Annotated in this window: 24 protein-coding genes; all 24 read right to left on the reverse strand. The window is 45.0% G+C overall.

The features are described from left to right. Positions 1 to 83 precede the first annotated feature (83 nt). The 24 genes from J4760_RS10250 to J4760_RS10365 all read right to left on the reverse strand — a co-directional run bounded on the left by J4760_RS10250 (position 84) and on the right by J4760_RS10365 (position 12,932). A complete protein-coding gene (locus tag J4760_RS10250; protein WP_145288009.1) occupies positions 84 to 731 on the reverse strand; it encodes an adenylate kinase in 648 nt (215 codons plus the stop codon). 12 nt (positions 732 to 743) lie between these two features. Then, positions 744 to 2,042: a preprotein translocase subunit SecY gene (gene secY / locus J4760_RS10255; protein ID WP_145288004.1), complete on the reverse strand. Its 1,299-nt coding sequence runs from the start codon at positions 2,040 to 2,042 to the stop codon at positions 744 to 746. Further along, positions 2,042 to 2,482: a 50S ribosomal protein L15 gene (gene rplO / locus J4760_RS10260; RefSeq protein WP_237605632.1), complete on the reverse strand. Its 441-nt coding sequence runs from the start codon at positions 2,480 to 2,482 to the stop codon at positions 2,042 to 2,044. Before rplO ends, secY begins: the two co-directional genes overlap by 1 nt. Positions 2,483 to 2,509: 27 nt before the next feature. After that, positions 2,510 to 2,689 carry a 50S ribosomal protein L30 gene (rpmD, locus tag J4760_RS10265; RefSeq protein WP_237605633.1) on the reverse strand — a complete coding sequence of 60 codons (180 nt, stop codon included), beginning with the start codon at positions 2,687 to 2,689 and terminating at the stop codon, positions 2,510 to 2,512. A gap of 16 nt (positions 2,690 to 2,705) precedes the next feature. Further along, positions 2,706 to 3,206, reverse strand: a complete 501-nt coding sequence (gene rpsE, locus J4760_RS10270) for a 30S ribosomal protein S5 (RefSeq protein WP_237605634.1) — start codon at positions 3,204 to 3,206, stop codon at positions 2,706 to 2,708. 21 nt (positions 3,207 to 3,227) lie between these two features. Then, positions 3,228 to 3,590 (reverse strand): 50S ribosomal protein L18, encoded by a 363-nt coding sequence (gene rplR / locus J4760_RS10275; RefSeq protein ID WP_145287993.1) that lies wholly within the window; start codon positions 3,588 to 3,590, stop codon positions 3,228 to 3,230. Between the two features lie 25 nt (positions 3,591 to 3,615). Next, on the reverse strand, positions 3,616 to 4,152 hold the full coding sequence (rplF, locus tag J4760_RS10280; protein WP_237605635.1) for a 50S ribosomal protein L6: 537 nt from the start codon (positions 4,150 to 4,152) through the stop codon (positions 3,616 to 3,618). A 24-nt stretch (positions 4,153 to 4,176) separates the two neighbouring features. Continuing rightward, entirely contained in the window at positions 4,177 to 4,575 is a 399-nt protein-coding gene (gene rpsH, locus J4760_RS10285; RefSeq protein ID WP_145287987.1) for a 30S ribosomal protein S8, read from the reverse strand. 30 nt (positions 4,576 to 4,605) lie between these two features. Further along, on the reverse strand, positions 4,606 to 4,791 hold the full coding sequence (locus J4760_RS10290) for a type Z 30S ribosomal protein S14 (protein ID WP_145287984.1): 186 nt from the start codon (positions 4,789 to 4,791) through the stop codon (positions 4,606 to 4,608). A gap of 19 nt (positions 4,792 to 4,810) precedes the next feature. Continuing rightward, a complete protein-coding gene (gene rplE, locus J4760_RS10295) occupies positions 4,811 to 5,350 on the reverse strand; it encodes a 50S ribosomal protein L5 (RefSeq protein ID WP_237605636.1) in 540 nt (179 codons plus the stop codon). A 25-nt stretch (positions 5,351 to 5,375) separates the two neighbouring features. Beyond that, positions 5,376 to 5,708 (reverse strand): 50S ribosomal protein L24, encoded by a 333-nt coding sequence (rplX, locus tag J4760_RS10300; protein WP_145287978.1) that lies wholly within the window; start codon positions 5,706 to 5,708, stop codon positions 5,376 to 5,378. 30 nt (positions 5,709 to 5,738) lie between these two features. Continuing rightward, positions 5,739 to 6,107, reverse strand: coding sequence for a 50S ribosomal protein L14 (rplN, locus tag J4760_RS10305; protein ID WP_145287975.1), 369 nt, complete (start codon positions 6,105 to 6,107; stop codon positions 5,739 to 5,741). Positions 6,108 to 6,136: 29 nt separating this feature from the next. Then, a complete protein-coding gene (gene rpsQ / locus J4760_RS10310) occupies positions 6,137 to 6,400 on the reverse strand; it encodes a 30S ribosomal protein S17 (protein WP_237605637.1) in 264 nt (87 codons plus the stop codon). A gap of 21 nt (positions 6,401 to 6,421) precedes the next feature. Then, positions 6,422 to 6,631, reverse strand: coding sequence for a 50S ribosomal protein L29 (gene rpmC, locus J4760_RS10315; RefSeq protein ID WP_145287970.1), 210 nt, complete (start codon positions 6,629 to 6,631; stop codon positions 6,422 to 6,424). Then, positions 6,621 to 7,055, reverse strand: coding sequence for a 50S ribosomal protein L16 (rplP, locus tag J4760_RS10320; RefSeq protein ID WP_145287967.1), 435 nt, complete (start codon positions 7,053 to 7,055; stop codon positions 6,621 to 6,623). Before rplP ends, rpmC begins: the two co-directional genes overlap by 11 nt. Positions 7,056 to 7,070: 15 nt before the next feature. Continuing rightward, a complete protein-coding gene (gene rpsC, locus J4760_RS10325; protein ID WP_145287964.1) occupies positions 7,071 to 7,715 on the reverse strand; it encodes a 30S ribosomal protein S3 in 645 nt (214 codons plus the stop codon). A 22-nt stretch (positions 7,716 to 7,737) separates the two neighbouring features. Then, positions 7,738 to 8,121 carry a 50S ribosomal protein L22 gene (gene rplV, locus J4760_RS10330; RefSeq protein ID WP_145287961.1) on the reverse strand — a complete coding sequence of 128 codons (384 nt, stop codon included), beginning with the start codon at positions 8,119 to 8,121 and terminating at the stop codon, positions 7,738 to 7,740. A 31-nt stretch (positions 8,122 to 8,152) separates the two neighbouring features. After that, positions 8,153 to 8,431: a 30S ribosomal protein S19 gene (rpsS, locus tag J4760_RS10335; RefSeq protein ID WP_040105344.1), complete on the reverse strand. Its 279-nt coding sequence runs from the start codon at positions 8,429 to 8,431 to the stop codon at positions 8,153 to 8,155. Positions 8,432 to 8,491: 60 nt separating this feature from the next. Continuing rightward, positions 8,492 to 9,328, reverse strand: a complete 837-nt coding sequence (gene rplB, locus J4760_RS10340) for a 50S ribosomal protein L2 (RefSeq protein ID WP_145287958.1) — start codon at positions 9,326 to 9,328, stop codon at positions 8,492 to 8,494. A gap of 31 nt (positions 9,329 to 9,359) precedes the next feature. After that, positions 9,360 to 9,632 carry a 50S ribosomal protein L23 gene (gene rplW / locus J4760_RS10345; protein ID WP_160656949.1) on the reverse strand — a complete coding sequence of 91 codons (273 nt, stop codon included), beginning with the start codon at positions 9,630 to 9,632 and terminating at the stop codon, positions 9,360 to 9,362. After that, positions 9,632 to 10,255 (reverse strand): 50S ribosomal protein L4, encoded by a 624-nt coding sequence (gene rplD, locus J4760_RS10350; RefSeq protein ID WP_145287952.1) that lies wholly within the window; start codon positions 10,253 to 10,255, stop codon positions 9,632 to 9,634. Before rplD ends, rplW begins: the two co-directional genes overlap by 1 nt. Positions 10,256 to 10,286: 31 nt before the next feature. Beyond that, entirely contained in the window at positions 10,287 to 10,949 is a 663-nt protein-coding gene (gene rplC / locus J4760_RS10355; RefSeq protein ID WP_145287949.1) for a 50S ribosomal protein L3, read from the reverse strand. 25 nt (positions 10,950 to 10,974) lie between these two features. Further along, positions 10,975 to 11,283: a 30S ribosomal protein S10 gene (gene rpsJ / locus J4760_RS10360; protein WP_145287947.1), complete on the reverse strand. Its 309-nt coding sequence runs from the start codon at positions 11,281 to 11,283 to the stop codon at positions 10,975 to 10,977. Between the two features lie 314 nt (positions 11,284 to 11,597). Next, positions 11,598 to 12,932 (reverse strand): NCS2 family permease, encoded by a 1,335-nt coding sequence (locus J4760_RS10365; RefSeq protein WP_145287944.1) that lies wholly within the window; start codon positions 12,930 to 12,932, stop codon positions 11,598 to 11,600. Positions 12,933 to 12,964: the final 32 nt, after the last annotated feature.

Consider the following 12,964-nt stretch of genomic DNA (forward strand, 5'->3'; position numbering starts at 1 on the left):
TTAACGTCAAAATATGAACTTGGATATTTTTCGTTATGATACAAGTAACATTCACCTAGAAGTGTCTGAAAAGGTGAATATCCTTATATACTTTGCAGAATCGCATCGACATCATCGAATACTTCATCAATGTCACGAGAGCCATCCACTTTGACAAGCACGCCCTGGTCTTCGTAGAAGTCGAGCATAGGTGCCGTCTGCTGGATGTTCACTTCCAGACGATTTGCAACTGTTTCAGGGTTGTCATCTTCTCTCTGATACAATTTGCCGCCATCCAGGTCACAAACGCCTTCCTGCTTTGGCGGATTGAAAACGAGATGGTAGGTCTTGCCGCAGACTTCACAGATACGTCTGCCGGTCAACCGGTTCATCAGCTCTTCTTCAGCCACTTCAACGTAGATTGTTCTATCAATCTTCGTTCCAAGTTCCTGCATGATGCTGTTCAATGCTTCAGCCTGTTCCACTGTACGTGGAAAGCCGTCCAGCAGGAAGCCGTCTTTGGCATCGCTCTGGCTCAGACGCTCTTTGACAATACCGATCGTCACTTCATCCGGAACAAGTTCGCCTCTGTCCATGAAGGACTTGGCTTCCTTGCCGAGTTCTGTACCGTTCTTGATTGCAAGGCGGAACATATCCCCTGTTGATATATGAGGGATCGGGTATTTCTTTATAATCTTGGACGCCTGAGTTCCTTTGCCGGCACCAGGGAGTCCCATCAATATAATATTCATACGCTTTTCCTCCTACCTACGCTTTCTGAAACCGCGGTATTCCTTTTGGTTTGCTTGAGCTTCCAGCTGCTTCATGGTCTCAAGAGCGACACCAATAACAATCAGAAGACTCGTACCTCCAATTTGAATCGCCTGGGGCAGATCCATGAACTTGGTGATGAGCAGTGGCAGTATTGATATGCCGGCCAGGAAAAGTGAACCAACAAACACGAGTCTGTACAGAACAGAAGTGATGTAGTCCTGGGTGTTTTTACCCGGGCGGATGCCAGGTACATAACTTCCCTGTTTCTTGAGGTTATCTGCCATTTTTTCCGGATTGACCTGAACAAACGAATAGAAGTACGTGAATGCAATGATCAGAGCGACATAGAAGATCATGCCTACCCAATCTGATGGATCAGCGAATCTTGCAACTGTCTGAGCCCAGTTGGCATCAGGGAAGAATAGTGTCAATGTCTGCGGCAGCATGAAAAATGCCATCGCAAAGATGACCGGTATTACCCCAGCCGGATTGACTTTAAGCGGCAAGAATGTTGATTGTGGTGCCAGCTGTGATGATGTTCTTTGGCGTTTGGCATACTGCACCGGTATTTTACGGACAGCCTGCAGAATGAAGACTGCAAATGCCGTGATCAGTATCAGCATGATAAACAGACCCACCATTCTGAGTATTGCCATCGTCATATCATCAGCACCGACAAAGTTCTGTTGGTACAACTGGACGATTGCATTTGGAAGCACACCAAGTATACCTGCAAAGATAATGATCGAGATGCCGTTTCCGACACCGTGGGTCGTTATCTGTTCACCAAGCCACATGAGGAAGGCTGTTCCTGTAGTAAGCACAAGTGCAATGAGCAGGTAGGAACCGACGTTGGTGCTGTCTAGCAGCATACCGCCGAACATCCTGTTGAAGGCAAAGGACATTCCAAGCGATTGTATAAACGCAAGTATGATGGTGAAATAGCGCGTAAACTGACTGAGTTTACGTCTGCCGACCTCACCCTGCTTGGCCCATTCAGCAAATTTAGGTACAACGTCCATCTGAAGGAGCTGTACGACGATTGATGCTGTAATGTAGGGCATGATGCCCATGGCCAGGATGGAGAAGTTCATCAGTGCGCCACCACCGAAGGTGTTCATTAGATCAAGCACGCCCTGTTGACCTGCTCCCATATCGAACACACTCGGATCCACTCCCGGAACCGGGATATATGTGCCGATCTTGAAAATCACGAGCATTGCCAAAGTAAATAGAATTTTACTTCTGATTTCTTTAATCTTAAAGAAATTGGATAACGTGCCGATCATTAGATCACCTCGTAGCTTCCGCCCTGTTCCTCAATTGCTTTGACAGCTGAACTTGAAAACTTATGAGCTTTTATTGTTAATTTCTTCTCAAGAGTACCATTGCCTAATACTTTGATACCAGATTTTTCATTCTTAACAATACCAGTTTCTTTCAGCATTTCAGGTGTAACTTCAGTACCTTCTTCGAAACGATTCAGATCGCTCAGGTTAAGCACTGCATATTCTTTACGGTTAATGTTCGTAAATCCACGCTTTGGAATACGACGGAATAGTGGGAGCTGTCCACCTTCGAATGTTGGTCTAACTCCACCACCGGAACGTGAATTCTGACCATTATGACCGCGTGCAGAAGTCTTACCATTACCAGAAGACATACCACGACCTACACGATTACGGCTTTTGCGAGCACCTTCTACTGGTTTCATCTCATGTAATTTCATCTTCGCACCTCCTATATCATAATATCATTATTTTTCTTCAACTGAAACTAAGTGGCTGACTTTGGCAACCTGACCTCTGAGCTGAGGTGTATCTTCACGCTCAACACTATGGTGAAGCTTTCTCAGGCCTAGAGAAGCAACTGTTCTTCTTTGAGTTTCAGGCTTCCCGATCAAACTTTTTACGAGGGTTATTTTAATTTTAGCCATGTCTGTAAATCCCTCCTTAATTTTGTAGCTCTTCTACTGATTTGCCACGCAATTTAGCGACATCTTCTGCGCTCTTGAGCTCAGTAAGACCTGTCATTGTTGCACGTACCACGTTGATAGGTGTGTTTGCACCGAGTGACTTGCTCAGGATGTCGGAAACACCAGCAAGCTCCAATACGGCACGAACCGGTCCACCAGCGATAACTCCTGTACCAGGTGCTGCTGGCTTCATGAATACTTTACCGGAACTGAAACGTCCGATGATTTCATGTGGAATGGTACCTTCTACCAATGGTACTTCGATAAGATCCTTCTTGGCAGCTTCGATAGCTTTTTTGATTGCTTCAGGCACCTCTTGGGCTTTACCTGTACCAAAGCCGACACGTCCTTTTTTGTCTCCTACTACAACAAGTGCAGAGAAACGGAAACGACGTCCACCTTTTACAACTTTAGCGATACGGTTGATTGTAACAACGCGCTCTTCGAATTCCTGTACTTTCTCTTCTCTACGAGCCATAAATGTTATTCCCTCCTTCGATTAGAATTGCAGACCGTTTTCGCGGGCAGCCTCTGCGAGTGCTTTCACGCGTCCGTGGTATAGATATCCACCGCGGTCGAATACTACGCTTTCAATACCTTTGTCTTTAGCACGTTTTGCGATCAGTGTGCCTACTTCAGCAGCTGCGTCTACGTTTGATCCGATATTGCTGTTGAAATCGGAATCTTGTGTAGAAGCACTTGCCAGTGTCACTTTTTGGCTGTCATCAATCAACTGAGCATAGATATGCTTGTTAGAGCGATAGACATTAAGACGTGGTCTTTCTGAAGTGCCAGAAAGTTTGCTGCGTACACGCTGATGTCTTTTTTGACGCACTTTATTTTTATCAATCTTAGCGATCATTGATGTTCACTCCTCACTTTATAGATTATTTACCAGTTTTTCCTTCTTTACGGCGTACAAGTTCGCCTTTGTAGCGGATCCCTTTTCCTTTGTAAGGTTCAGGTGGACGTACGGCACGGATTTTGGAAGCAAGAGCGCCAACGCTTTCTTTGTTGATGCCTTCAACCTTGACGTTCGTATTGCCATCCACTGAAATGGAAAGATCCTCGGAAGGTTCGAATTCAACCGGGTGAGAAAGCCCAACACTGAGTACCAGTTTGCTGCCTTGCATCTGCGCACGGTAACCGACACCGACAAGCTCAAGTTCTTTAGAGAATCCTTGTGATACTCCAACGACCATGTTGTTGATCAGGGCACGTGTTGTACCATGATTTGTACGGTGTTCTTTGGAATCACTTGGTCTTACGACCTGTAGTGTATTGTCTTCCATTTCGTAAGTCATTTCTTCGTTAAATGTGTTAACAAGTTCACCTTTGGGACCTTTAACAGTAACAGTAGATCCATTGATGTCAACTGTAACATCACTTGGTATTTCAATAATACGTTTACCTACACGGCTCATTTATTTGCACCTCCTGTTAATTGATTACCAAACGTATGCGAGAACTTCCCCGCCGATATTTCTTTTGCGTGCTTCTTTATCTGTAAGCACACCTTCGGATGTTGAGATCAGTGCAACGCCAAGACCATTAAGGACTTTTGGAAGCTCTTCTCTTTGAGCGTATACTCTAAGACCAGGCTTTGAGATACGTTTCAATCCAGTGATAACTCTTTCGTTCTTGCTACCATATTTGAGGAATACACGGATGACTCCTTGCTTGTCGTCTTCGATATATTCTACGTTTTTAATAAAACCTTCTGATTTAAGAATCTCTGCAATTTCCTTTTTGATATTGGATGCAGGGATTTCAAGTGTTTCATGTCTCACGATATTCGCATTTCTGATGCGAGTCAGCATATCTGCAATTGGATCTGAGATTGTCATTACTAATTGCCTCCTTTCAATTTATGGCGATTACCAGCTTGCTTTTTTGACACCAGGAATCTGACCTTTGTAAGCAAGTTCACGGAAACATATACGGCAGAGCTTGAATTTGCGAATGACTGAATGTGGTCTTCCGCAACGTTCGCAGCGTGTGTATTCTCTAACTTCAAACTTCTGTTTCTTTTGCTGTTTAGCAATCATTGATTTTTTAGCCACAATTTCGCCTCCTTATAGCTTACTTTTGAAATGGCATACCGAACTGTGTAAGCAGCTCACGGGCTTCTTCGTCTGTGTTCGCTGTTGTAACGACAACAATATCCATACCTCTTACTTTGGATACTTTATCGTAGTCGATTTCAGGGAAGATAAGCTGTTCTTTAACACCGAGTGTGTAGTTGCCGCGTCCATCAAACGCTTTTTTGGAAATACCTCTGAAGTCTCTTACACGTGGGAGGGATACTGAAATCAGTTTATCCAGGAAATCATACATTCTTTCTCCACGAAGTGTAACTTTAGCTCCGATTGGCATACCTTCACGCAGGCGGAAAGTTGCGATGGATTTTTTAGCTTTGGTGATTACCGGCTTCTGACCTGTAATTGCCTGTAGTTCTTCTACTGCTGTATCGAGTACTTTAGAGTTCTGAACTGCATCACCAACACCCATGTTTACAACAATCTTCTCGATTTTTGGTACTTCCATTACAGAAGAATAGTTGAATTTGCCAACAAGTTCGTTTTTAATCTGTTCATTGTATTTTTCTTTCAAACGTGCCATTGGATGGACCTCCTTCCATTACTAATTAATTTTTTTCGTATTTTACAGTCGGAATTTCTTTTCCTGATTTTACAGCTACTCTCACTTTAGTTCCGTCTTCTTTAACTTCATGACGGATGCGAGTGCGTTCGCCTGATTCAGGGTCAACGTGCATAACGTTGGATACGTGGATAGCCGCCTCTGTTTCGAGGATGCCGCCTTCAGGGTTCATCTGTGAAGGTTTAAGATGTTTCTTCATCATATTGACGCCTTCGACGATGACACGGTTTTTAGCAGGGATTGACTTAAGTACAGTGCCCTCTTTGCCTTTATCTTTACCGCTGATTACAACGACTTTGTCTCCAGATCTTACGTGCATGGGAATCGCACCTCCTTGTTTAAATGTCGATTAAAGTACTTCTGGCGCAAGTGAAACGATCTTCATGAAGTTGCCTTCACGGAGTTCACGTGCTACTGGACCGAAGATACGAGTACCTCGTGGACCTTTATCATCACGGATGATCACGCATGCGTTCTCATCGAATTTGATATAGGAACCATCTTCACGGCGTACACCAGATTTAGTTCTAACAATTACAGCTCTTACTACTTCACCTTTTTTAACAACGCCACCAGGTGTTGCATTTTTTACAGTTGCAACGATGACATCGCCAATATTTGCAGTCTTGCGACCTGTTCCACCCAAGACCTTGATAGTCAGCACTTCACGTGCACCTGAGTTATCTGCCACTTTTAAGCGGGTTTCCTGTTGGATCATGCGAATAGACCTCCTTTATCCTCGATAGTTTAGATGACTACTGCTTCAACAACGATTTCCACGAGACGGAAACGTTTAGTTGCTGATAGTGGACGTGTTTCTTCGATTCTTACTACGTCACCAGTTTTTGCAGCGTTGTGCTCATCATGCGCTTTGTATTTTTTAGAGTATTTGACACGTTTGCCAATGATCGGATGTCTTTTCTGTGTTTCAACGACTACTGTGATCGTTTTGTCCATCTTGTCGGACACTACGCGACCTTGGTAAACTTTACGTTCGTTTTTACCTTCCACTATATGAGCCTCCCTTTAATATTATTGGCTTGCTTTCGCTTCGTCGAGCTCTCTCGCGCGGATAGTTGTTTTCATTCTAGCGATAGTTTTTCTAACCTCTTTGATACGAGCAGTGTTCTCTAGCTGACCAGTAGCTAGTTGAAAGCGTAGGTTGAAGAGCTCTTCCTTCAGTTCTTTGACGTTATTTTCAATTTCGGAAGTTGTCAGATCACGGATTTCATTAGCTTTCATTCGTATCACCACCTAATTCTTCACGTTTAACAATCTTGGTTTTTACTGGAAGTTTGTGGCTCGCGAGACGAAGTGCTTCTCTAGCTACCTCTTCTGGGACACCCGAAACTTCGAACATAATACGGCCAGGCTTAACTACTGCCATCCAGCCTTCTACAGCACCTTTACCGGAACCCATACGTACTTCCAATGGTTTTTTAGTATAAGGTGTATGCGGGAAAATACTGATCCATACTTTACCGCCACGCTTCATATAACGCGTCATTGCGATACGCGCAGCTTCAATCTGTCTGGAAGTGACCCAGGCTGTCGTTGTTGCCTGCAGTCCGTATTCACCGAAACTTACTTCAGTTCCGCCTTTTGCGCGTCCTTTAGTATCCGGACGATGTTGACGACGGTATTTTACTCTTTTAGGTAATAGCATTGTTATTTTCCTCCTTTACTTTTTGTCATTCTTGACAGGAAGAACTTCTCCACGGTAGATCCATACTTTAACACCGAGTTTACCGTATGTTGTATCTGCCTCTTCATGTGCATAGTCTATGTCTGCACGAAGAGTATGCAGTGGAACTGTTCCTTCGCTGTATCCTTCAGAACGTGCGATATCTGCGCCACCGAGACGACCTGAAACTTGTGTTTTAATACCTTTAGCTCCAGCTTTCATCGCTCTTTGTAGTACTTGTTTTTGTGCTCTACGGAAAGATACACGGTTTTCAAGTTGGCGTGCAATGTTTTCAGCAACCAGCTTCGCATCCATATCAACTTTCTTGACTTCAACAACATTAATGTGGATTTTCTTGCCTGTGATATTTGTCAGTGCAGTACGCAGCTTGTCGATCTCGCTACCGCCTTTACCGATCACCATACCAGGTTTGCCAGTGTGAAGCGCAATGTTTACACGGTTTGCAGCGCGTTCAATTTCAACTTTTGAAACAGCTGCATCTTTAAGATTATTTTCGATATATTCACGAATTTTAAGGTCTTCGTGCAGCAGGTCTGCAAAGTCTTTCTCTGCGTACCACTTAGCCTCCCAATCACGGATGATACCAGTACGAAGCCCAATAGGATTTATCTTCTGACCCAAATTAATTCCCTCCTTGTGGTTGTTATGCGTTCTCTTCTACTTTTGTTTCTTCTGTTTCCTGAACTTCTTCAGTTGAAGGTTCTGAAACAACAATAGTGATATGACTAGTACGTTTGTTGATCTTTGTCGCACGGCCTTGTGCACGTGGACGGAAACGTTTCAATGTTGGACCTTCGTTGGCATATGCTTCAGAAACATATAGGCTGTCGATATCCATGTCGTAGTTGTGCTCAGCATTGGCTACTGCTGATTTGAGCAGCTTTTCAACTACCGGCGAAGTTCTTTTGTTTGTTAGTTTAAGAATTGCGATCGCTTCTCCGACTTCTTTACCGCGAATGAGGTCAAGAACCATTCTCGCTTTGCGGGGAGCAATTCTAACTGTTTTTGCAACTGCTTTCGCTTGCATCTTTCGTTCCTCCTTTATTCCGTCTTATACCTTATCGTCTTGTTTTCTTGTCGTCGTTTCCGTGGCCTTTGAACGTTCTCGTTGGAGCGAATTCTCCAAGCTTGTGACCGACCATATCTTCAGTTACATATACCGGTACATGTTTGCGTCCATCATATACAGCGATTGTATGACCGATGAAGTTAGGGAAGATTGTAGAGCGGCGTGACCATGTTTTGATTACACTTTTTTTGTTATCTTCGTTGAGTTTTTCCACCTTGTTCATGAGGTGATCGTCAACAAAAGGTCCTTTTTTAAGACTGCGAGCCATTTTGGCGCCTCCTTCCAATAATGCGTGCGGATGTAGAATCCGCACACTACTTTGGTTTCATTATTTCTTCTTCTTACGTCCTCTTACGATGAGCTTATCAGAACGATTTTTGCCTTTACGTGTCTTCTTACCGAGGGTTGGTTTACCCCAAGGAGACATTGGTGACGGACGTCCGATTGGCGCACGGCCTTCACCACCACCGTGTGGGTGATCGTTAGGGTTCATGACGGAACCACGAACTGTAGGGCGTTGTCTCTTCCATCTTGAACGACCCGCCTTACCGATGTTGATCAGTTCGTGCTGTTCGTTACCGACAGAACCGACAGTTGCGCGGCAAGTTGCAAGGATCATGCGTACTTCACCAGAACGGAGTCTGACAAGAACATATTTACCTTCCTTACCGAGAACCTGGGCACTTGCACCGGCTGATCTCACCAGCTGGCCGCCTCTGCCTGGTTTAAGTTCGATATTGTGGATTGTTGTACCTACAGGAATATCAGTAAGTGCCAGTGCGTTACCAACTTTGATGTCCGCTTCCGGGCCACTCATGATTTCGTGTCCTACTGTTACACCTTTAGGTGCAATGATGTAGCTTTTCTCACCATCTGCATATACAACCAGCGCGATGTTCGCTGAACGGTTTGGATCATATTCAATCTGAGTTACACGACCTGGTACGCCATCTTTGATACGTTTGAAGTCGATTACTCTGTATTGACGTTTGTGTCCGCCACCTTTGTGACGTACTGTGATTCTACCTTGGTTGTTACGTCCCGCTTTTTTCGGCAGCGGCTGTAATAGTGACCGTTCCGGCGTCGTTGATGTGATCTCAGCGAAGTCGGAGCCAGTCATATTACGACGAGCGTTGGTGGTCGGCTTATATTTTTTAATCGCCATCTCGTTTTACCTCCTTATTGGTAATTGTTGATTAGAATATTTCGATAGTACCTTCTTTAAGTGTCACGATTGCTTTTCTTCTTTTTCTTGTATAGCCGCTGTAACGTCCCATACGTTTCTTCTTCGGCTTGTAGTTCATTATGTTCACTTTGTCGACTTTGACGTCAAAGATCTTTTCAACTGCATATTTAACTTGTGTTTTGTTTGCTTTTACATCCACGTCAAATGTGTATTTGTCCATGGACATCAAGTCAGCAGAACGCTCAGTGATTACCGGGCGTTTAATGATATCGCGTGCATCCATTACAGAAGCACCTCCTCTGCTTTATTGATAGCACCTTCAGTGAAAATAACACGGTCTGCAGAAAGGATGTCGAGTACGTTGAGCTGCTCTGGTGTCAACACTGTAACACCTTGCAGGTTACGGGATGAAAGTTCGACATTTACATCTTCGCCTTCAAGTACAAGCAGTACTTTTCTGTTTGCGTTCAGATTTTCAAGAATTGCTGTGAAGTCTTTTGTCTTCGGCGTTTCAAGTGACAGGCTGTCAACAACAGTCAATGCTTCTTCATTAACTTTTGCGGACAGTGCTGAGCGAAGAGCCAGACGACGCATTTTTCTAGGCATTTTGTAAGAGTAGCTTCTTGGCGTAGGGCCGAATACTACTCCACCTCCACGGTAGTGAGGTGCACGGATCGTACCTTGACGTGCATTACCTGTTCCTTTTTGTCTGAATGGTTTCTTACCACCACCGCTGACTGCGGAACGGTTCTTGACTGAGTGGGTACCGCGGCGAAGTGACGCACGCTGCAGGTTCACTGCTTCAAAAAGCACATGTTGGTTCGGCTCAATGCCGAAAATATCCTGGTTGAGTTCTATAGAATTAACTTTGCTTCCTTCTTTAGTTAATACATCTACGCTTGCCATTGTGTTAAATCCTCCCTTCCTAAATTACTATTTATTTAACACCTTTTTTGATTGCTGTTGCGATTTTTACGTATCCTTTACGTGGACCAGGTACGTTGCCTTTTACAAGGATGACGTTGCGTTCTGCGTCCACTTTGACGATTTCAAGATTCTGCAGTGTAACAGTTTCTCCGCCCATGCGTCCTGGCAATGCTTTGCCTTTGAATACGCGTGATGGGTCGGCACCCTGTCCCATTGAACCAGGTCTTCTGTGGTAGCGGGAACCGTGGGACATAGGTCCGCGGCTCTGGTTGTGACGCTTGATTGCACCCTGGAAACCTTTACCTTTGGATGTTGCTGTCACGTCTACCAAGTCGCCTGCCGCAAATGTATCTACAGTGACTTCTTGACCGACTTCGAATTCATCTGCTGCGAGATTTTTGAATTCGCGTACGAAGCGCTTAGGAGCTTTGCCGGATGCTTTAGCATGTCCAGTTTCAGCCTTGTTTGCATATTTGTTTGTTCTCGCACCTGCGAAGAACTCACGCTTGTCGTCGAAACCGATTTGTACTGCACTGTACCCATCAGTTTCTTCCGTTTTCTTCTGCAGCACTACGTTGCCTGCTGCTTCAACTACAGTTACTGGAATAAGCTCGCCGTTTTCTCCGAAAACTTGAGTCATTCCCACTTTTCTACCTAAGATTCCTTTGGTCATCGAAAGTCGCACCTCCTGCTATATTTTATAATTTGATTTCGATGTCCACACCAGATGGCAGGTTGAGTCCCATCAGGGCATCTACCGTTTTCGGTGTAGGGTTTGCAATGTCGATAAGACGTTTGTGTGTACGCTGCTCAAACTGCTCACGGGAGTCTTTGTACTTGTGTACCGCACGGATGATTGTGTATACAGTCTTCTCAGTTGGAAGTGGAATCGGTCCGGAAACATCTGCACCCGAACGCTTCGCTGTTTCAACAATCTTCTCTGCTGACTGATCCAGCACTCTGTGGTCGTACGCTTTCAAACGAATACGAATTTTTTGTTTTGCCATTATTTAACCTCCTTTTGGTCGTCATCATTGATTGATAGACTTCTCCACGAAAATTCTCTTGCACGCTGCCATGGCAAAGCGGCCGGGCGTGTCAGTAACCTCTCGCTTCATCGATTCAGAAAACGCGCGCCTTCTTATGTAAGGCGGTGTGTTCTTTAACATGGACATATCACGTCCATTTCAGTCCAACGTTAGATATATTACACGAAAAGAGCGAAAAAATCAATAGATAACTCAAGATTTTTTCACTCTTTTTCAACCGGACTGCCAATACGCTGCCCAATTATACAGTATTCAGTTACAAATTACAATGTCTATTCAGTCATAAATATAAAATAAAGTATGAAAATCACAAACAGACCATACATGATCGGATGAATCTCTTTTCTTCTGCCGGCCATGATCATGGTGATGGGGTAGAAGACAAAACCGATGGCGATGCCGGTAGCGATACTATAGGTTAACGGCATCATGAACATGGTCAGGAATGCCGGAACTGCGACTTCAAACTGGTCCCATCTCACTTTGGACAGATTTGAGACCATGAGTGCGCCGACGATGATCAGTGCAGGTGCTGTCACTTCGGAAGTGAAAGTGACGATGAGTGGAGACAGGAAGATGGCCAGAAGGAACAGTACACCGGTGATGACACTTGCAAAGCCTGTTCTTGCCCCTGCTGCCACGCCCGCTGTGGATTCGACATACGACGTTGTCGTCGAAGTACCGAAGATGGCACCGGCGATTGTTGCAATCGAGTCGGACAGCAGTGCGCGTCCGCCCCTCGGCAGCTTGTTGTCCTTGATCATATTCGCCTGGCTCGCTACACCGACCAGTGTACCTGCAGTATCGAAGAAATCGACAAACAGGAAAGTCAGTACAACGATCAGAAACTGGATATTGAATATTTCAGCTGGATTCGCAAATGCTTCGAATGCCGCACCAAATGTCGGTTCTATGCTTGGAACCGAACCGATGAAGCTCTCAGGAAGCGGCACAAGCCCGAAAATAAGACCGATGATTGCAGTGATGATCATACCGAAGAATATCGCGCCCGGCACTCTTCTTGCCATCAGGATGACGGTGATGACCAGACCTGCCACAGCAAGAAGTACAGTCGGATCGTGAATCACACCAAGGCCGACCAGCGTCGATTCGTCCGTTACAATGATGCCGGCACCCTGCAGCCCTACGAACGTGATGAAGAAGCCGATACCGGCGCTGACTGCCATTTTCATTTCCATCGGAATGGAGTTGATGATGTACTCCCTCACACCACTGATGGTCAGCAGCGCAAAGATCACTCCGGAAAATAGAACGCCTGTCAGTGCAGTCTGCCAAGGGATGCCCATTGTCAGGATGACGGTGAAAGCGAAGAACGCATTCAGACCCATTCCCGGCGCAAGCGCAATCGGATATTTTGCATATAGCCCCATCACCAGACAGCCGATGAATGCTGCAAGTGCTGTGGCAACAAAGACTGCGTCCATATCCATGCGCATCGTTTCAGGTATCCCTTCTACACCCTGCAGGGATAATATGGATGGGTTGACGGCGAGTATGTATGCCATGGAGAGGAAAGTGGTCAATCCCCCGATTATTTCACGCCGGTAGCTTGTGCCATTTCCTTCGAAGTCAAAAAACTTTTTCATAACCTACTCCATTCTTTGATCAGTTTGTTTGA

It is taken from the genome of Salinicoccus sp. ID82-1 (assembly GCF_021991715.1).
Lineage (GTDB): Bacteria > Bacillota > Bacilli > Staphylococcales > Salinicoccaceae > Salinicoccus > Salinicoccus cyprini.